Below are 18,274 nucleotides of genomic sequence, written 5' to 3' on the forward strand. Positions count from 1 at the left end.
AAACCGTACTGATTTGTTACGTCCCACAGTTCCCTTGAAACCAGCATCATGCAAAATTCCATTCGAGCACAACTGGAACAACTGCATCACAAAATCCGTCAGCTCATCTGGCTGAACGGTTTGTGCTGGGGTCTGACACTGTTTCTGGGACTGGCAACGTGCCTCATCAGCCTGGACTGGATGCTGAATATTTCCGATCCCGCCAGCCGACTCGTACTGGGTCTCGCCGCAGGTTCCAGTGTGATCTGGATACTCTGGAAACATCTCATCGTCCCGCTAAAAACTCCTCTGACCGATTTAGACCTGGCGCTGAAAATCGAACGTCGCTATCCGACCCTGCGAGACAGTTTTTCCAGCAGCATTCAATTTGATCATCAGTCAACCACGCCGTTTGCCGGCTCTCAACAGATGCGTCAGGCAGTCATCGAAGACGCCTATCAACGGGCCTCTCAGATTAATTTTCTGGAACTGATTGATACACACCCCCTCAGAAAAATCATGTTTTCTGCAACGCTCCTCTGTCTGATCACTGCTTTATTCACTCTGCTGCATCCGCAGGAAGTGATTCTGGGACTCCATCGTCTGATACTCCCTTTCTCGGCACCTGACTGGCCTCAACGGGTGGAACTGCAGATCCTGGATGAGAATCTGGTCCCCATCGAAACCGGGCCGAACAATCCTTATCAGGTGGTCGAAGGGCAGACCTTTCAGTTTTTTGTCGAAAACCGAAATGGAACAGCTCCGGAGGATCTTCGTCTTGAATATCAATCACGTCAGAAAGAACAGGCTGCGGGTAAAATCTATTCGGACCCCCTGCGAATTGTATCGGTCCCTGATGCTACCGGAGCCGCTCATGATCTGGGTACAGGCTCTTTAGTCGTTTCGAACAAACTGCTCAAACTGCGCGCGGTGGGCGGTGATGACAACCATATGCCCTGGCTCAATATTGTTTCCGTCCCTCCCACCAAGATTCGGCTGGAACAGGTCAAACTCACACCACCTGCTTACACGCAACTCTCCGAAGAAATACTCCCTGCCGGCATTGGTAATTTTAAAGCGCTGGTCGGCACGCGTGTTGAGTTTAAAGCCAGTTCCAACAAACTGTTGAAAACGGTCGATCTGCGAATCAAAAACGGTACCCCCGTATCACTGAAACTGCAGCCGGATCGAAAGCATTTTTCCGGCACATTTACTGTGGATACACCGGGAACCTATTCCTACTGGTTTGAAGCGGAAAATGATCAGGGCTTTAAACCACCCGCGCCGGAACATTTTGAAATCACCGCGATCAGCGATGACGTACCGGAAATCTTCCTGGAAGTCCCCGACACCGACCTGCAGGTGACGCCCGCTGCTCAAATTCCACTCACGGTAGTCGTTCACGATGACCTGGGAATTGAAAGTGTCCTCATCCGCTATCAGAAATCTTCCAGTCAGGAATCACTCTCACGTGCGTTGCGCACTGACCGCGAGAACTTTTCCTTTCCCCTGCCCTTCAGCCCGGCGTCTTCAGAAAACCAGTTGAAAGATCTGACTGTGACAGACAACTGGAAGCTCGACGAACTGGCGCTTCAGGAAGGTGACCGGATAATTTTTCGAGCCGAAGCCCGTGATCTCTTCCAGGACAGCTCCTCAACCACTTCGAAAGAACCGCCCGCAACAGACGCCCATACAGGCACCAGTATTTCGCGTGTGTTAACGATCGTCAGCCCTCAGTTTAAAACCAATGAACTGGCAAACCGACAGGCTAATCTGCTGGAGGAACTCGCTCGAGTCCTGAAGGACCAGCGACTGCTGCACACGGAAATCAAAGACGTCCAGCATCAACTGCAACGCGTCGGTCAGGCTCGTACTGAAGAGATTGATACGATCAAACAGGTGGAAATGGATCAGAAGCGGATTGCCTCTCAACTCCACAGCCCCCGTACCGGCCTGGAGCAGCGTTCCAGTGAACTTCTGCAGGAACTGAAATGGAATCGCATTGAAGATCCCGCGATGCAGCAGCGGCTCGCAGAACTCAACACGGAACTTTCCCAGTTGAATCAGCAGGTCTTCCCGGAGATTCAGGAACAGATCACACAGGCGCGCAAAAAGATGCTGGCCAAAGCGGATCACCGCTCCCCCCAGGATCCGGATCAGACTTCAGCAAACACAAAAAACAGGTCTGCTGATGCGGAAGAAAACGAACGAGAAAAAACAGGAGCAAAAGCGTCACCACTGGAATCATTGACCATCGCCGAAAATGGACAACAGCAGGTGATCGAAAGACTGGATCAGGTTTTAAAATCTCTGTCACAGTGGCAGAAAACCAGGGATCTGGTTTCCGAACTGGATGAACAGATCCAACAGCAGGCAGACATTCAAAATCAGACAGAAAAGCTGGCCAGAAAAACCATCACCAAAGCATTTGAAAAACTGAGACTGCAGGATCAGGCAGATCTGGAAAAGCTCGCTCATCGCCAGGAAGAACAGGCTGATCACTTTAAAGGATTCCGGAATCTGCTTGATGCTCTGAATGACCAGAACCAGGATATCTCTCAATCCGAACGTCAGCGAAATCAGGATGCAATCGACTTCCTGCGGAAAAATTCGATTCCTGAAGTCATGAAACAGACGGCTGATCAATTAAAGCAGAATCAGGTAGGACAGGCATTGCAGGAACAAAAGCAACTTCAGGAGTCGATGCAGAAACTGAAAAATATTTTCGAAAACCAACCTGTCAATTCGACTGCAGAGGTATTAAATCAACTGATTAAGAGTGAGCAGGAATTAAATCTGATCAAAAAGAAACAGGAAGAAATATTACAGAAACTGAAGAAAGCAGAAAACAGACCTGACAGTCAGGAACAGCAGGCAGAACTGCAGAAGCTGAAGAAGCAGGAACAGGAACTGAAACAGCAGATGCAGCAGCTGGAAATGAAACTGCAACGACTGAGTCTCAATAAAGCAGCAGACTCGATGCAGCGCAGTGGCCGAAGATCATCACAGATCAATGATGCATTACAACAGGGAAATACGGACGAAGCACAAGAGCAGCTCAAGGAAATGCTCGATGATCTGGAACAGGCACAACGTGAACTGGCCGCCCGTCGCAATGAGCTGGAAGAATCTCTTGCCTTCGAAGAATTAGTCAAGCTGGAAGGAGAACTCAAAGGACTGATTGAGCGGCAACAGGCAGTGATAGAAGAAACCACTCGACTGGAACAGGAACGTCTCTCACGGGGACGCTGGTCTCGAGGACAGTTAAAATCACTCAAACTGCTGCAGCAGACCGAACTGGATCTGCAGTTGCAGGCGGCTAAAGTAGCAGAAAAACTGGCGGCTGCACCTGTTTTCAAACTCGCCATGGAAAAAGCAATCGAACAGTTGAAAACGGCTGTCGACCGACTGGATCAAAAGCTGACAGACCAGCAGACACTCACAGCCGAGCAGAATGCGGAATCCAGATTCAAATCACTGCTTGTGGCACTGACTGATAAAAGAGATTCAAAACAGGGTGATGAGCAGCCAGGAGACAGCGAGCAGCAACTGATGCCCTCCGATCAGATTCCCCTCATTGCACAACTTCGATTACTCAAACTCCTGCAACAGGATCTTCTGGATCGGACGACTGCCTTCAATGAATCGCTGACTCCACAGAAAAAATTAACTGCACAGCAGCTGGAATCAAGAAAGCAACTTGCAATAGAACAGGCTGACCTGGCAGAACTTTCACAGGAAATCCTGGAACGTTTTAACCAACTCCTCCCGGACGACCCGGAACAGAATCTTGAGATTCAATGATGCAGACAAAAAATTCAAAATCAACCCGGTTCATCCTGTCTCTGCTGGCCGTCAGTACGACAATCATATTGTCCGTTTCTGCACAGACGTTGAATGCCGACGAAATCAGAGAGAAAAAAGAACCAGTCAAAACAGAGAAAGAGAATCCAGTACCGGACAAATCGGACGACAAAAACCAGCCGAACAGACGGGTGGAAAAACTCAAAAAATGGGTTCAAAAAAATCCACTACCGATTGAACCCATCATTAAAGAGATGGAACGAGCGGGTCAACTGATGGGAGAACAGGATCGCAGTGAAGAAGTACAACGGGCTCAGAAACAGGTGGTGCAAGATCTGGAAAAACTGATTCGCCTGGTGGAGCAGGCTCCGAAAACAAGCATGCGTCTGCAAAACCAGAATAATCAGCAACAACAGGAACAACAGCAAAACCGTCAGGACCGTGAAGGATCGGAGAAGCAGGGGAATGACAGTCAGCTCTCTCAGGGACCTGCGCGGCAGTCCACCGACCGCCAGAATGAAGGGCAAGTGACCTCAGGCAACCTGAGCGATAAAAACAATTATGCCAAAGATGCCTGGGGGCATCTCCCCCCTGCGATGCGGCAGCAATTGTTGAACATCTACACTGAAAAATTTCTTCCCCAGTATGAAGATCAGGTGCGCCGATACTACGAAGCCCTGGCAGAAAAGAAAAAACGTACTCCCTGACCGTTTCGGGAAAGCCAGAGAAGTACGTTTTTTAGAGATCACATTTGCTACTGGGAATAGCAGACGAATCTGACAGTGATCAGGGAGCGACTACGTTAAATGTGTCGCTGCGATAAATCGTTGTATCGTAGCTGTTTCCACTATACAGACGCACGTAGTTCCAGCGGCGGGCTCCCCGTAATGCAAAGCCGGGGGTCGTAGCCAGTTCGGGTGTTCGATAAGCGGAACGACTTTCAGGACGCGGATAATGTGCCGCGACTTCAGGTGGCAGTTCATGGCTGTAGTAGGAGCGGTTAAACGCCCAGTTTTCAGCCTCTGCTCGCTGAGTACCAGTACTGATGCTCAAAGCGGTTGTTAGGATTCCAAGCATCAGTAATCGTGTGGTTGACTTTCCGATTTTTGCAGATTGTTGGAATTTCATAAGACTCACCTCTTCAGTTCTTGTTCAACATGTTGATTTTTTGCAACACGCTGATACTGTTTTGAAACGAATGTTGAATTGAGTCAACATTCACTCTTCAATTCAGGGGACAAAGAGGTAAGAAGCAGATTGTATGCCAGTCAGGAACGAATCCAATCAGTCGAGAGGAATTCCAGCTTTTTTATAGAGCTCTTCTTTTTTCTTATTATCCTGGAGCACCAGGATATTTCCGGACTCTGCATCATAGCCATACATTTTGTAAGGCGGAAGTTGAGCGAATTCGATACGATTCTCTTTCATCATCTGCATATATTCATCATATGAGGGGAACCGGTCATTCAGCGCTTTATGTGCTTTAATGGCCTGCTGCATTCCCAGAGTACTGACCCGGGATGCCATGGAGACATAGGCACTGCCGGCCTGAGAGAAAGGGTCGACACCTTTGATTTTGCCATCCACAACTTCAATGTTCGGATTTTCCAAAGCCTTTTTTGCATCCACCACCACGGCAGTGGTCTTGTGGATAATGTTTTTCTTATTGTCGTCTGCTTTTCCCCCCGGTTCGTCGGCAGCCGCATTTTCTACTACCGGCTCTTGAGGCGCTTTGTCTTGTGGCTTTTCTTCGATTGTTTCACCCTGTTGACGGGCGATTTCTTTGGGATCCTTGCAACCATTTCCTGCCAGCATGATCATCACACCTGCTAACAGCAGGCTGCTCATCTCAAACATACTTCGGGTCTTTTTTTTCATCGTTCACACTCGTTTAAATTTGTTCAATGACGGGATCCGGGAAACCACACAATCTGCACTGACAGAGTACCACAACCCGAGCAGAGTTTCATCTGAATCCCGGCGATTCAACCAGGGGAAATGACATCAGTTCACAGAAGAAATGCTCTGAATATCAGATTCGACTGAGGAATTTCCCTTTTTCGCAATTTTACATGGTAAATGTCACTGGTTTGAGAACAAGTTTCAATAAGCACATAACGTTACACTGTAAATATAGTAATCGTTTGTATTGATAATGACATAAAAAAAGGCGATGATTCCCGTTCTAAAGCAAAGATTGCATCTATTTAATTTTAATGACCCGTTGATTCCATTATGATTAAACGACTGCAAATCGCCAAAGTCTCTTCGAACGGAGTTCCCGACTTTTATGTCGACTTCCACATCATCTTTACATCCAGATACGAGGGGCGTGTATTCGTCTTTACTGAGTAAAGATCGATTACGGATTTTTGGTTATATCCGAACACTCGTCCCTAATAATTCAGATGCGGAAGATGTTTATCAGCATGTTTGTTTAACACTGTGGAATAAGTTTGATGAATTTGATCAGGACCGGGATTTTTTCTCATGGGCCTGTGGAGTCGCTTTTTTCACAGTCTGCAATTACCGAAGAAGCATTGGAAGAGATCGACATTTTTTCAATCAGGAACTCATTGAAACAATGTCTCATGAACGTGAAGAACATTTACACAGCCACGATATACGCCTCGATTTTCTGCAGGACTGCCTGCAGAATTTGAGTTCCTCAGACCAGCAGTTACTCCAAAATGCCGTCTTTGAAAATCAGTCGGTGAAAGAAATCGCCAGGACGGTAGGAAAAACGATCCAAACCCTTTATAACCGCCTCTCACTTCTTAGACGTGAACTGGCGGCTTGTATATCTCGTAAGCTTGAGAGTGAGCGTCAGTCATAATGTCGGCACAGGAAATTCCTCCGGAATTCGATGATCTGCTGAACCGGCTTCTGGATAGCCCGGAAGGGGATTTTTCGTCGACAGATTTCGATCGTTTTCAAAGTATTCTGGAGAACAGCCCCGAGGCGATGCGCCAGTATTTTGAATATATCGACATCAATACCGGAATCAAATCTGACTGGAACGAACGCCTTAAGTCCCTCGAACAGATTGTCACTCAGCAGACACCTGATTCTCTTGCGACTCAGCCAGCGCCCCCCACCAGCACACCAGCTCCGCGACGTTCCCATTTCATCAATTACACGCTGGTGGCCGCAGCTTCCCTGATAGTATTCCTGTTCCTGGAACGGATGATATCCGGCCATTTCTTCTGGAATCAGCCCCAGGTAGTTCAAACAGAAACACCGGTCGTCGACCTTCCCTATATCGCGACCCTCACACGTGCTACCGACTGTGTCTGGGGAGGCGACACTCCCCCCAAGTTTTCCGGGCAGCGACTTTTATCACAGGACCTCTTCCTGGAAGAAGGCTACGCTGAATTCCGCTTTGATACCGGCGTTCGCATTGTGATTGAAGGCCCGACTAAAATCAAAATGGATTCCGCCTGCTGTGCCACAGTTTCTTCGGGGAAGGTTGTCCTGCATGGCTATGAAGCAGCGCCCGAATTTGCATTAGTCACTCCACAACTGACGTTTCTCGATATCGGAACGGAATACGGAGCAAAAATCCACGCCGACGGCGAAGTCGATCTGCACGTATTCGAAGGCGCTGTTCGCGTTGATCCCAACCAGGACAATGAACTGTTTACGGAATCCATCATTATCAAAGAAGGTCAGGCCAGACAGCTCAAAGAGAATCAAATTGAGGATATCGAGCTCAAACCGGAAGATTTTAAACGAGAAGTTCCAACCAACCCCAAAAATCTCCAGGCGATTCGCGAAGAAACCAGAGTTTATGACAGCTTTCATCCTGCAGTCATCAGTGATCCGGAAAGTTTTTCAGACTGGAGAAACGCCGGGATTGGCTGGAAAACCCCCTGGCGGAACAGGTTGAATGGGGGAGATCCTGCCCGTGGTGACAGCCAGCCTCTGAAATCACTGGCCGGCGCGAAACTCGCTGATGACCAATTGGGGCTCGTCGAATTGAGAAAAGGGAATACTGCCTGGCGCAGCCTGGAAAAACCAGTCCGCATGAATAAAGACGCCATCTACTATCTGAGCTTCTACATCCAGAAACAGAATTCTGGAAACAGCACAGATAAGCAATACGGAAACCTGTCTCTGCAGACGTCTGCCCCGGCAAAGCATCAGACGAGGATTTTACTAGGCATGAGTTCCCAGAATTTCTCGACCCTGCAGGCTGGGATGCAAGTCATCGAGAATGCTCCGCCGTTACAGTCCAATAAGACTTATTTCTTTGTTGCCAAGATTGTTGCCAGTGAAAATGCCCTGGACCAGGTTTTCATGCGTGCTTTTGCGCCGGAAGAAACGATCCCCAGTTACGAGCCCCCCGTCTGGACCTGTGCGACCGATCCCTTCCGGGACTCCTCCGTGTACGACCAGGTCAGACTTCACGCTGCCCGCAATGCTGAATTTCTGTTCGACGAACTCCGCATTGGCACAACCTGGGATTCGGTAATCAACACTCAGTCCCCCGTACTGGCTCCCTGAAATTCAGCTGGGATCGAATGAGTCTTACGATTTCTCTGAGCGGCCCCTGGAAGATTGTACCCTTGAGACGTGCCAAAAGGTGAATCTACGCCTCATCTACACAGTTTTCACCTCAAATGTCGCGATTTCACGATTATTTTGTTTTTCTCCGTTTTTTGGAAGTAGATTTCTGGAAACAACCGACAATCCCTTTATAGCAGGCGACCATTGAATGTAAGCAGGCTTAATTCACCTGAGTATTCAGGTATTTTATTCATCTAGTCCCTGAACGGTGGGGCTTGGGCATTTGCTCAAGTCCCATTATTATTCCCCCTGAACTTCTGAAACCAGCCCCTGAAACTGCATCCGGATCATCACACGCGCATGTTCCAGATCGCGATTGCGAATCGCTGCTGCCAGCTCTGAATGTTCCCACACAATTCGGGCTTTCTGATCTGAACTGGAATGACCGGTCTCAGCCACACTATGAAAATACTTGGATAGAATCTGCTGCATTCCGGCGACGTAAACAGAATCGGTCATTTCCAAAACCAGTGAATGAAATGCCAGATCGAGTTCGACTTCCTGCTCCCAGTCATTCCGCTCTAGATAGTGCTCCATCTCAGTGACGATCTGATCGAGCCGATCCAGCTGATCCACAGTCGCATTCTTGACCGCCAGCTCGATGGCACCAATTTCGAGAACATAACGCAACATCCCCAGTTCGCGTTGCTCCTGCTGTGAAACCGCCAGCAAAGGAATACTGTCCGAGAGCAGCTGAATCAAATCAGGTCGCTGTACTACCAGCCCTTTCCGCTGCCTGACATCCAGGATCCCCAGTGCCCGCAGGCGACTGACCGCCTCTCGGACAATAGGCCGGGAAACCTGATATTCCTCTGCCAACTGCCCTTCAGTCATGAAGACATGGCCTTCCGGTAACTGCTCTTTTACGATCCTCCGGCGGATTTTCTCCGCCAGAACAGTCGCCATCGAATTTTGGAGTGGTTCAGCCATCTTGCACTTATTGTCATACATTTAAAAACTTACTGCTGGTTCCCAGAAATGGAAACCAACCACTAAAACAGCAATATAAAACATTAAACCGCATTGTTCAATATTTCTACCAGAACACTTGCGAACTTTATTATCATATAATAACTTGATATCCAGAAGCACGCTCACTCCTTTAAAACCAGAAACAGGAATGAACTGATGAGAGCCAGCCGCATCAAACATAAGCTTAGCCAGAACGAACCGGTCCTGATTACTCAACTGCATCTGCTGGATCCTTCTGTCTTCGAACTCACCAGCCTGATGGGCTTCGATGGCATCTGGATGGATATGGAGCATCACACCTACAGCCTGGAGACCGCCGCACAACTCATGCGGGCGGCACGCATTGGCACCTCCGACATTCTCGCTCGACCTGGTAACGGAGAATTCATGCGAATCGGTCGCATGCTCGAAGCCGGCGCGCAAGGCATCATGTACCCGCGCTGCAGCAATGCTGCAGAAGCGGCTGAAGTCGTGAAATGGTCCAAATTCGCTCCCCTGGGGAAACGAGGCTTTGACGGCTCCGGTGCAGACATGCCTTACTGCACCATGCCTGTCTCAGACTATGTGCAACAGGCAAATGAAAACACCTTCATCACCATCCAGCTTGAAGAACAGTCCGCCGTCGACCAGGCGGAAGAAATCGCCGCTGTTCCCGGCGTCGATGCACTCATGCTGGGCCCCAGTGATTTTTCCATTCTTGAAGGGTTCCCCGGACAGTTCAACCATCCACAAATGCAGACCGCCATCCAGACGATTGCCACCGCTGCCGCCAACCAGGGAAAACACTGGGGCATGCCCACCTTTAATCTGGAGCACGCTCAGCAACTGATTCAGCAGGGCGCCAGAATGCTGTATCACATGGCTGATATCATTTTCGTCAAAAACGGCCTCGAACAGATGCAGCAGCAATTCAGCCAGATCGGTTTCTCCTTTGATAACCAGCTGACAGATTCAGCCACACACTACATGCAGGGAAAGAAGTCATGACCGAATTTTTACCCAGCGACCAGGAACTTTTTAACAGCCAGCTCAAAGACTTCGTTCCCCCTGACAGCTTTGACGCGCATGCCCACCTCTATCGACCACAGGATGCCATATCCGCCCTGCCCTCAGCTGCCGAAAACGAACAGGGTTATTCAGGCTGGAATGAATTCTGCAAGAACCTGGAACTCTGGATGGGACCCCTGCGTCCTTCTGCCGGCCTGTTCTTTGCCATCCCGAAGCCCACCCTGGACCGCAAGCCTGCCAATCAGTTCATCCTGAGTGAGCTGGCGGATCAGCCCGGCTGTCGTGCGCTGCTGCTGGTCACCCCTGAAGATTCACCGGAAGATGTCGAAGCACAATTACTCGCCGGTAAATTCAGTGGTTTTAAAGTCTACCATGTCTATGCCAGTCGCAAAGACACCCTGGAAGCGGAGCCCCAGGAATACATTCCGGAATGGGTCTGGGAACTCTCCAACCGCTATGGCCTGGCCATCATGCTGCATATGGTCCGTGCGCGGGCGATTGCGGATCCCGTCAATCAGAAATACATCCGCGAACACTGCCTGCAGTACCCGCATGCAAAACTCATCCTGGCACATGCAGCCCGTGGCTTCTGTGGAAACCATACCACAGAAGGTATTGCTTCACTCAGAGATCTCGACAATGTTTTCTTCGACACCTCTGCCGTGTGTGAATCCCAGCCCTTTGAAGCCATTCTGCGCGAATTCGGTACCAGCCGCCTGATGTTTGGCACTGATTTCTCTGTCAGTGAAATTTATGGCCGCTGTGTCAGTATTGGTGATGGCTTTCTCTGGCTCGGCGAACAGAACGTAAACTGGGAATCGTCCACCTTCGCCCGACCGGTTCGCGTCGGACTCGAATCGCTGCTGGCAATCAAACAGGCGTGCCACACCCTGAGACTGAACGATGCGGACGTCGAACGCATCTTCTGCCATAACGCCCGTGCCATGCTGGGAATTGAAACCAGCTCAAATTCCAATCTCACACAGGATACATACAAACGAGCCAAACAGCTCATCCCAGGCGGCACCCAGCTGCTGAGTAAGCGACCTGAAATGTTTGCGCCGGACTGCTGGCCCGCCTACTACCGGGAAGCGAATGGCTGTGAAGTCATCGACCTTGACGGAAAAACCTATCACGATCTGGCAACCTCAGGCATTGGCTCCTGTCTGCTGGGCTATCGTGATCCGGATGTGACTGACGCCGTCGTGCGACGCGTGCAACTCGGCTCCATGAGTTCGCTGAATTCGCCTGAAGAAGTAGAACTCGCCGAACTGCTCACCAGCCTGCACCCCTGGTCTGACCAGGCGCGTTTCTGCCGAACCGGTGGAGAATCGATGGCCATCGCTGTTCGTATCGCTCGCGCGAAAACAGGACGGGATGAAATTGCCTTGTGCGGCTATCACGGCTGGAGCGACTGGTACCTCGCGACAAACCTGCCTCGAAAGTCAACAGAGTCCGGAACATCCCTCGATAAGCACCTCCTGCCCGGACTCGATCCGTCCGGTGTTCCGTCAGGCTTGTCTGAAACCACACACCCCTTCACCTACAATGACATCGACGGCCTGAGAAAGATCATCCAGGAACGGGGCTCTAAACTGGCAGCGGTGGTCATGGAACCGACGCGTTACATTCACCCCGATCCGGGGTTTCTGGAAGCCGTCCGTGAACTCTGCGATGAATGCGGTGCGGTCTTCGTGATTGACGAAATCACAACAGGCTGGCGTCTTGCCCTGGGTGGCGCGCACCTGCACTATGGAATTGAACCGGACATCGCCGTTTTCGCCAAAGCACTGGGGAACGGTCATCCCGTGGCGGCCATTATCGGCAGACGCTCCGTCATGGATGCAGCGGAAACCTCGTTCATCTCCAGCACCTACTGGACGGAAGGCGTGGGCTCAACCGCTGCGTTGGCCACCATTCGAAAAATGCAGACGATCAACATCCGCGAGCACATTCACCAGATTGGGGAATCGTTCCGCACAGGCTGGCTGGAACTGGGACAACAGCATGGAATCCCAGTCAAAGCCGTCGGCCACGCTGTCCTGCTGCATCATCAGTTTGACCATCCGCAGGCAGCCGAACTGGGCACACTCTTTACGATTCGCATGCTGGAAAAAGGGTTTCTGACCGGGAGCGGCTTTTATCCCACATTTGCCCATCAGCCGCGCCACATTCAGAATTACTTCGCTGCCGCCGATTCGGTTTTTGCGGAACTCGCATCAGCCCTGTCGTCTGACGATCTTTCCAATCGTCTCAAAACGCCAGTCAGACATTCCGGGTTTGCCCGACTGACTCCCAGCCCGAAAACATAACAGTCTGTCTGATGCTACGAACTTGAGGACCCTGTATTCACCACCGGCTGAGTGTGCCGATCACTGCACAAGACCACCAGCAGGTTGGAAACCAGTGCTGCGCGGCGGTCGTCGTTCAACTCCACAATCCTTTCCGCAGACAGATGTTTCAGCGCCATATCCACCATGCCGACTGCGCCTTCCACGATTTTAGTGCGGGCAGCTACGACGGCCTGCGCCTGCTGTCGCTGCAGCATCGCAGCGGCAATTTCCTGTGCATAAGCCAGATGACTGATGCGGGCTTCAATCACTTCCACCCCCGCTTTATCCAGACGTTCCTGAATATCCACCATCAGTTGATCACAGATATCCTGGGTATTGCCTCTTAAGGAAAGTTCATGGTCCTCGCTGTCGTAAGGATGACGGCTGGCCAGATTTCGTAACGCCGCCTCGCTCTGGACCGAAACAAAATCCTCATAGTCATCCACTTCAAACATCGCTTCCGCAGTATTAACAACGCGCCAGACAACCACCGCCGAAATATCAATCGGGTTCCCGTCCCGATCGTTCACCTTGGAAGGCCGCCCTCCTGATCTGGTTTTGTGCTGGATGATATTCCCCGCCTGATCCTTCTGCTCAGGCGTCGAGACAGAGCCTGTTTCAAAGTTTCGGATTCGCAAAGAGATCTTCTTCTTGGAATAAAACGGATTCACCCAGAAAAAACCGGACTGCATTACCGAGCCCTTGTATTCCCCGAACAGCAGCAGAACCCGCGCCTGATTGGGAGCAATCGCCATACAGCCAAATAACCCGACCAGACAGGCCAGACCAGTCATAATTCCGAACAGAATCAGCAGGCCACTCTCTGAAACAGCGCCATAAACAAACATCAGCCCCGCTGACAAGATACCCGCCAGACAGACAGTCAGCGGAAACCAGCCCGACATTGGATGAAACACGCGTTCCTCAGTCATCTTCACTCTCCTGGATGAATTGTCTCGTTTCAGTGTGATATACCAGTAAAACGGACTCAAATCAAAAAGGATTAAAAATATCCCCCTTGAGACCGTTTAAAAACAGGATCTGGTCGGGCCTGAATCAGGAGAACCTTACCTGATCGAGATATCGTACAGACGGTAAAGCGAATGCTACTTCGTCTTTTTGAGCTGATCCAGGGAAATGAAATTTGCCGGGCCCTTGGAAGAAGCAGGGCAACCCGTACAGGAACCGCCGGCACATCCTGAACGCTGTTTGAAGAAACGGATGCCGCGTCGCACCAGAAACAGAACGGCAGCGGCAATACAGAATACTGTAACCACCATTTGCCAGTTAATCTGATTCATCGCGTCTCCTTTTTTCCGATAGCCCTGTATTCCCAATCTAAAATTGATAGCTTAGATCAACATCATACCAACCTGGTAAGAGAGCAGAGCTCCCAGGTAAGCCAGAGTTGTCATGTATGTAAATGAAACAACGGGCCAGACCCAGCTGTTCGTTTCCCGCCGCATTACCATCAGTGTCGCCGCACATTGAGCACACAAGGCAAAAAAGACCATGATTGAAATTGCCACCGGAACATTAAATACTTTCCGACCATCGGGCCAGGTCGCCGAACGGATCGAACCGATCAACCCTTCATCCTCTTCATCCACGTCTCCCCCGAGGCTGTAGATCGTCCCCAGAGTTGAAATGATGACCTCACGAGCGGGAAAAGAAGCAATCACACCGACGCCGATTTTCCAGTCCCAACCCAGTGGTTTCACGACCGGCTCAATCAGATGCCCGGCTTTTCCGAGATAACTGTTTTCTATCAGCTGGCTGCTGACATGATTCTGCCGTTCATACAACAGCGCCTGTGATGCTTCCAGGTTTTTCAGTTGAATTTCCAGACTTTCCACCTTTTCCGGCGTCTCGTCTTCTGCTGCAGCCAGTTGCGCTGCCGCATTTTCTACGGATGCATCAATTGTTTCAATCTGCTGCTGCAATGCGAATTGTTCGCTGTGATCGCCGGGGAAATAGCCGGCGGCCCAGATCAAGATCGAAGTCGCAAAAATCAGGGTCCCTGCTTTCACTACGAAAGATTTACCCCGGTTGTAAACGCGATAGATCACATTCCGCGGTGAAGGCCATTTATATCCAGGCAGTTCCATCACAAATGGCGCCACATCTCCTTTAAAGCAGACCTTCTTCAGAAACCAGGCAACAGGGATGGCAACGACAGCACCAATGGTCGACATGGCAAACAGCACGATACCCGGCAGTGAAACCATCGTCACACTGCCGATCGAAAAGTAAACGACATTCGGAATGAACGCGGCGATGAACAGCACATACACGGGCCAGCGGGCCGAACAGCTCATCAGGGGGGCAACCAGGATTGTCGTCAAACGCTCGTGACGATTTTCGATTACCCGCGTCGCCATAATTCCGGGGACGGCACAGGCATACGAAGACATCAGGGGGATAAACGATTTTCCACTCAGCCCCAGACTCCGCATTAACCGGTCCATGATGTAGGCAGCGCGTGCCATATAGCCGCTGTCTTCCAGGACGGCGATAAAGAAGTACAAAATCACAATCTGAGGCAGGAAAATCAGAACGCCCCCCACACCGGCGATCACACCATCCACCAGCAGGCTTCGCAGGGGACCGGGCGCAAGCAGTGACTCGACCATGCCTCCGATCGCCCCACCTCCGTCATCAATCAGATCCATCGCAGGGCCAGCCCAGGTAAACACTGACTGAAATACAAAAAACATCAACACAAAAAAGAACAGAAACCCAAAAGCCGGGTGGGTTAGCCAGCGGTCGATCTTATCGGAAGTCGTTTCCTGTTGAATTTCGGGTTGCTGAATCACTCCTTTTAAGATTTCTCTTGTCCAGCCATATCGAACCCGGGCTTCCGTCGCAGGTACGGCACACCCTGATTCTTTCAGACGTGTACGGGCCTGATGCAGATGCTCGATTAAACCATTGTGTGTATGATGCTCAAAATAGGATTCGACATACCCACCCACATCCAGCAGCAACCGGTCGATCAGAAAATCGGGAGAACTCTCATCCTGCTGGGTGTTCAGTTTTTCCCGTAGTTGTGAACGCTCTGCATAAAACGACTCTGGAAACAGCTGCTGAACTTCATGCCGGCTGCCCGGGTCGATGTTCAGAATCGCCGCCTTGAGGTCTTTGATGCCTTTTCCGTGATGGGCTTCGGTACAAACGACCGGATGACCAAGCCGTTCAGACAAAGCAACTGCGTCAATCTCAATACCACGGGATCGTGCCAGATCACACATATTCAAGACAAGCACGACGGGGGTTGAAAGATCGAGGATCTGACTGAAGAGGTACAGGTTGCGTTCCAGGTTGGAGGCATCGGCAATACAGATAATGGCATCCGGCCTGCGAACACCTTTCTGTCTGCCCAGCAAAACATCCACCGCCAGCATCTCATCGATTGAGCGTGGTGCCAGACTGTAGGTCCCCGGCAGATCCACCAGATCGATCTTACGACCTTCCCAGATCACACTGCCGACTTTCTTTTCGACGGTCACTCCGGGGAAATTACCAATATGGGCATGCCCCCCCGAAAGCTGATTGAACAGGGTACTTTTTCCCGTATTCGGATTCCCGATAATGGCAACCGTCATATGCTGTTGTTGCACAGCCTGCTGATTTGATGCGGTGGAAGAGTTGGTCATGGAACTTTAAATCTGAAAGCGGCGCTTTCATCAGGAAGGACCCTCTGAAACAGAGGGATGTTTGTTTTAAACAATCTCGACTTCTACACACTTGGCCTCGTTTAAACGCAGGGATAATCGGTATCCTCGCACTGCATATTCCAGTGGATCACCCAGTGGTGCTTTTCCCAGCAACTGGATCTGCTCCCCATCAATCAGGCCCATTTCCATCAGGCGAATAGAAATAGCATCTTCTCCATTGATCTGTGTGATCCGTGCTATTTGACCTTTTATTAGTTGATTCAATGTCATCACTGTTTTTTAACTCAGAATAAAAGTAGCCGGAGGAAGGAAGCCTTTGTGTAAACTCTCGATTAAGAGCACTCCAATATAAGGAAATTGAGACTCAGTTTCAACTATGATCCTGAATTATTCAAAGGAAGAAATAGATGTAACCCTATGCCCTGTTGGATCAAAAGCAGTATGAGATTTTTTGAATCTCTGCGAGGTCAAGTAGATATGACGCGAGAATGTCATGCGGCCCAGGTACCTGCTGAGAAGAGTTATCATCCTGATCAGTAAGCGGTTCCACACATATGAACAAAGTACATATAAACATATTTCATATCATCAAAACAGGAGTTTTATGAAGATTTCGAGAAACCAGATATTGTTGATCAGCATGGGAGCTTCTAAAATCTAGCGTGGTCTTAACCTGTTTTTAATTATCAGTTGTTGCTCACGACAAACAGGTCTCAGACACTCTGCTCCTGGTTTTCTGTAAAGCCAGATTAACCTGGAGCAGGCAGGCACTTTCTTTACTTCTATCTGAGAGAACCAGCGCTCAACTGCTTTCTCATCCCATGCGTACTGTTTTTTTTGCACTCAAAGTACGTGGAGGGAACGCAGACTCTTTTTTGTTTCTCGACATTCATTGTCGACTTCTTTTTCAACTATTGTGGAGTTCAAGTAATGGAAAAAGTGTTGCTCACTAGAAAGCGTGGTTTCACGCTCATCGAACTTCTGGTTGTGATTGCGATCATTGCGATCCTGATCGCCCTGCTGTTACCAGCTGTTCAACAGGCACGAGAAGCAGCGCGCCGCTCGACGTGCAAAAACAATCTGAAGCAGATTGGTCTCGCTTTGCACAACTATCATGACAACTTCAATATGTTCCCCCCGGGAGATGTCCGCCGAACCTATGGCTCAGGAGTTCAATCCTGGACCACCAGCCAGCTCGGCTGGATTCCCCGCATTCTGCCTTTCCTGGATCAGTCTGTGATTTACAATCAGATCAACTGGGAAATGGAACATGGCGTCAGTGCTGCACCGAACAGCAACCTGCGGAGGGAAAAAATTCCCGCTATTCGTTGTCCCAGCGATTCCTCACGTCAACCGGATGCGAACTACGGTCCCACCAACTACCTGGCATGTCGTGGTAATAATACATCCACCACAGCCAACAGAGGAACCTCCATGTTCTGGAATAACAGTGATACCAGAATTCGTGACGTGGAAGATGGTACAACAAATACCATGATGGTTTCAGAAACCTTTGCCAGTGCAGAATTCTGTACCGAACAACCTTCTGGTGGAGTCTGTCCGGCGACCTGTACCAGTTACAACAGTGGTTTAACCGGCGGACAACAGGGTTACTCCTGGATGTATGCTTCATTGTATGAAGCCGCCTACTATGGAACGGCATATACACCTAATCATAAACAGCCCGACTGTGGTGCCAGCTCAAGTTCACAGGCTGCTCATCTGGCTGCACGCAGTAAGCACACAGGTGGCGCTCATGCATTACTGGGTGACGGCTCTGTTCGCTTTGCTTCTGATAACATCGATTCTCAGATCTGGATTAATCTGGGTAACCCCTCTGACGGAAATGTACTGGGTGAGTGGTAAACCTCACGCTTGACACTTCAAAGCAGAAAATCCTCAACGCCACTTGATTCACTTATCAAGTGGCGT

Annotated in this window: 14 protein-coding genes; 7 read left to right on the forward strand and 7 right to left on the reverse strand. The window is 50.0% G+C overall.

Going from position 1 to position 18,274, the window contains the following annotated elements:
* Window positions 1-48 precede the first annotated feature (48 nt).
* On the forward strand, window positions 49-3,783 hold the full coding sequence (locus tag ACN0YN_RS13145) for a hypothetical protein (RefSeq protein WP_417385475.1): 3,735 nt from the start codon (window positions 49-51) through the stop codon (window positions 3,781-3,783).
* Entirely contained in the window at window positions 3,780-4,490 is a 711-nt protein-coding gene (locus tag ACN0YN_RS13150; protein WP_417385476.1) for a hypothetical protein, read from the forward strand. Before ACN0YN_RS13145 ends, ACN0YN_RS13150 begins: the two co-directional genes overlap by 4 nt.
* Window positions 4,491-4,569: 79 nt before the next feature.
* Here the strand turns inward: ACN0YN_RS13150 and ACN0YN_RS13155 are convergent, their stop codons facing one another.
* Both ACN0YN_RS13155 and ACN0YN_RS13160 read right to left on the reverse strand, forming a co-directional pair.
* Window positions 4,570-4,911, reverse strand: a complete 342-nt coding sequence (locus ACN0YN_RS13155; RefSeq protein WP_417385477.1) for a hypothetical protein — start codon at window positions 4,909-4,911, stop codon at window positions 4,570-4,572.
* A gap of 156 nt (window positions 4,912-5,067) precedes the next feature.
* Entirely contained in the window at window positions 5,068-5,661 is a 594-nt protein-coding gene (locus tag ACN0YN_RS13160; RefSeq protein WP_417385478.1) for a hypothetical protein, read from the reverse strand.
* Window positions 5,662-6,073: 412 nt separating this feature from the next.
* Between ACN0YN_RS13160 and ACN0YN_RS13165 the strand changes: the two genes are divergently transcribed.
* Both ACN0YN_RS13165 and ACN0YN_RS13170 read left to right on the forward strand, forming a co-directional pair.
* On the forward strand, window positions 6,074-6,619 hold the full coding sequence (locus ACN0YN_RS13165; RefSeq protein WP_417385479.1) for a sigma-70 family RNA polymerase sigma factor: 546 nt from the start codon (window positions 6,074-6,076) through the stop codon (window positions 6,617-6,619).
* Complete coding sequence (locus ACN0YN_RS13170) at window positions 6,619-8,289, forward strand: hypothetical protein (protein ID WP_417385480.1); 1,671 nt, start codon at window positions 6,619-6,621, stop codon at window positions 8,287-8,289. The genes ACN0YN_RS13165 and ACN0YN_RS13170 overlap by 1 nt, the downstream gene beginning before the upstream one ends.
* Before the next feature lie 303 nt (window positions 8,290-8,592).
* Here the strand turns inward: ACN0YN_RS13170 and ACN0YN_RS13175 are convergent, their stop codons facing one another.
* Window positions 8,593-9,282 (reverse strand): FadR/GntR family transcriptional regulator, encoded by a 690-nt coding sequence (locus ACN0YN_RS13175; RefSeq protein WP_417385481.1) that lies wholly within the window; start codon window positions 9,280-9,282, stop codon window positions 8,593-8,595.
* 198 nt (window positions 9,283-9,480) lie between these two features.
* Here ACN0YN_RS13175 and ACN0YN_RS13180 point away from each other — a divergent pair, with 198 nt between their 5' ends.
* A complete protein-coding gene (locus ACN0YN_RS13180; RefSeq protein ID WP_417385482.1) occupies window positions 9,481-10,311 on the forward strand; it encodes an HpcH/HpaI aldolase family protein in 831 nt (276 codons plus the stop codon).
* Complete coding sequence (locus ACN0YN_RS13185; RefSeq protein WP_417385483.1) at window positions 10,308-12,644, forward strand: aminotransferase class III-fold pyridoxal phosphate-dependent enzyme; 2,337 nt, start codon at window positions 10,308-10,310, stop codon at window positions 12,642-12,644. Before ACN0YN_RS13180 ends, ACN0YN_RS13185 begins: the two co-directional genes overlap by 4 nt.
* A 14-nt stretch (window positions 12,645-12,658) precedes the next feature.
* Here the strand turns inward: ACN0YN_RS13185 and ACN0YN_RS13190 are convergent, their stop codons facing one another.
* The 4 genes from ACN0YN_RS13190 to ACN0YN_RS13205 all read right to left on the reverse strand — a co-directional run bounded on the left by ACN0YN_RS13190 (window position 12,659) and on the right by ACN0YN_RS13205 (window position 16,612).
* On the reverse strand, window positions 12,659-13,597 hold the full coding sequence (locus ACN0YN_RS13190) for an SPFH domain-containing protein (protein ID WP_417385484.1): 939 nt from the start codon (window positions 13,595-13,597) through the stop codon (window positions 12,659-12,661).
* A gap of 174 nt (window positions 13,598-13,771) precedes the next feature.
* Window positions 13,772-13,966 (reverse strand): hypothetical protein, encoded by a 195-nt coding sequence (locus ACN0YN_RS13195; protein ID WP_417385485.1) that lies wholly within the window; start codon window positions 13,964-13,966, stop codon window positions 13,772-13,774.
* 51 nt (window positions 13,967-14,017) lie between these two features.
* The gene (gene feoB, locus ACN0YN_RS13200) at window positions 14,018-16,321 is read right to left on the reverse strand and encodes a ferrous iron transport protein B (RefSeq protein WP_417385486.1); all 2,304 of its coding nucleotides are present in this window, start codon (window positions 16,319-16,321) and stop codon (window positions 14,018-14,020) included.
* A 66-nt stretch (window positions 16,322-16,387) separates the two neighbouring features.
* Window positions 16,388-16,612 carry a FeoA family protein gene (locus ACN0YN_RS13205; RefSeq protein WP_417385487.1) on the reverse strand — a complete coding sequence of 75 codons (225 nt, stop codon included), beginning with the start codon at window positions 16,610-16,612 and terminating at the stop codon, window positions 16,388-16,390.
* Between the two features lie 660 nt (window positions 16,613-17,272).
* Between ACN0YN_RS13205 and ACN0YN_RS13210 the strand changes: the two genes are divergently transcribed.
* Entirely contained in the window at window positions 17,273-18,208 is a 936-nt protein-coding gene (locus ACN0YN_RS13210) for a DUF1559 domain-containing protein (protein ID WP_417385488.1), read from the forward strand.
* Window positions 18,209-18,274 lie beyond the last annotated feature (66 nt).

The organism is Gimesia sp., assembly GCF_048260065.1.
In the GTDB taxonomy this organism is placed as follows: domain Bacteria; phylum Planctomycetota; class Planctomycetia; order Planctomycetales; family Planctomycetaceae; genus Gimesia.

What these genes read in the sequence shown, in the direction of transcription:
- ACN0YN_RS13145 (WP_417385475.1), top strand. Translation starts at nt 49, where the DNA reads ATGCAAAATTCCATTCGAGCACAACTGGAACAACTGCATCACAAAATC.
- ACN0YN_RS13150 (WP_417385476.1), top strand. Translation starts at nt 3,780, where the DNA reads ATGATGCAGACAAAAAATTCAAAATCAACCCGGTTCATCCTGTCTCTG.
- ACN0YN_RS13155 (WP_417385477.1), bottom strand. Translation starts at nt 4,911, where the DNA reads ATGAAATTCCAACAATCTGCAAAAATCGGAAAGTCAACCACACGATTA.
- ACN0YN_RS13160 (WP_417385478.1), bottom strand. Translation starts at nt 5,661, where the DNA reads ATGAAAAAAAAGACCCGAAGTATGTTTGAGATGAGCAGCCTGCTGTTA.
- ACN0YN_RS13165 (WP_417385479.1), top strand. Translation starts at nt 6,074, where the DNA reads ATGTCGACTTCCACATCATCTTTACATCCAGATACGAGGGGCGTGTAT.
- ACN0YN_RS13170 (WP_417385480.1), top strand. Translation starts at nt 6,619, where the DNA reads ATGTCGGCACAGGAAATTCCTCCGGAATTCGATGATCTGCTGAACCGG.
- ACN0YN_RS13175 (WP_417385481.1), bottom strand. Translation starts at nt 9,282, where the DNA reads ATGGCTGAACCACTCCAAAATTCGATGGCGACTGTTCTGGCGGAGAAA.
- ACN0YN_RS13180 (WP_417385482.1), top strand. Translation starts at nt 9,481, where the DNA reads ATGAGAGCCAGCCGCATCAAACATAAGCTTAGCCAGAACGAACCGGTC.
- ACN0YN_RS13185 (WP_417385483.1), top strand. Translation starts at nt 10,308, where the DNA reads ATGACCGAATTTTTACCCAGCGACCAGGAACTTTTTAACAGCCAGCTC.
- ACN0YN_RS13190 (WP_417385484.1), bottom strand. Translation starts at nt 13,597, where the DNA reads ATGACTGAGGAACGCGTGTTTCATCCAATGTCGGGCTGGTTTCCGCTG.
- ACN0YN_RS13195 (WP_417385485.1), bottom strand. Translation starts at nt 13,966, where the DNA reads ATGAATCAGATTAACTGGCAAATGGTGGTTACAGTATTCTGTATTGCC.
- feoB (WP_417385486.1), bottom strand. Translation starts at nt 16,321, where the DNA reads ATGACCAACTCTTCCACCGCATCAAATCAGCAGGCTGTGCAACAACAG.
- ACN0YN_RS13205 (WP_417385487.1), bottom strand. Translation starts at nt 16,612, where the DNA reads ATGACATTGAATCAACTAATAAAAGGTCAAATAGCACGGATCACACAG.
- ACN0YN_RS13210 (WP_417385488.1), top strand. Translation starts at nt 17,273, where the DNA reads ATGGAAAAAGTGTTGCTCACTAGAAAGCGTGGTTTCACGCTCATCGAA.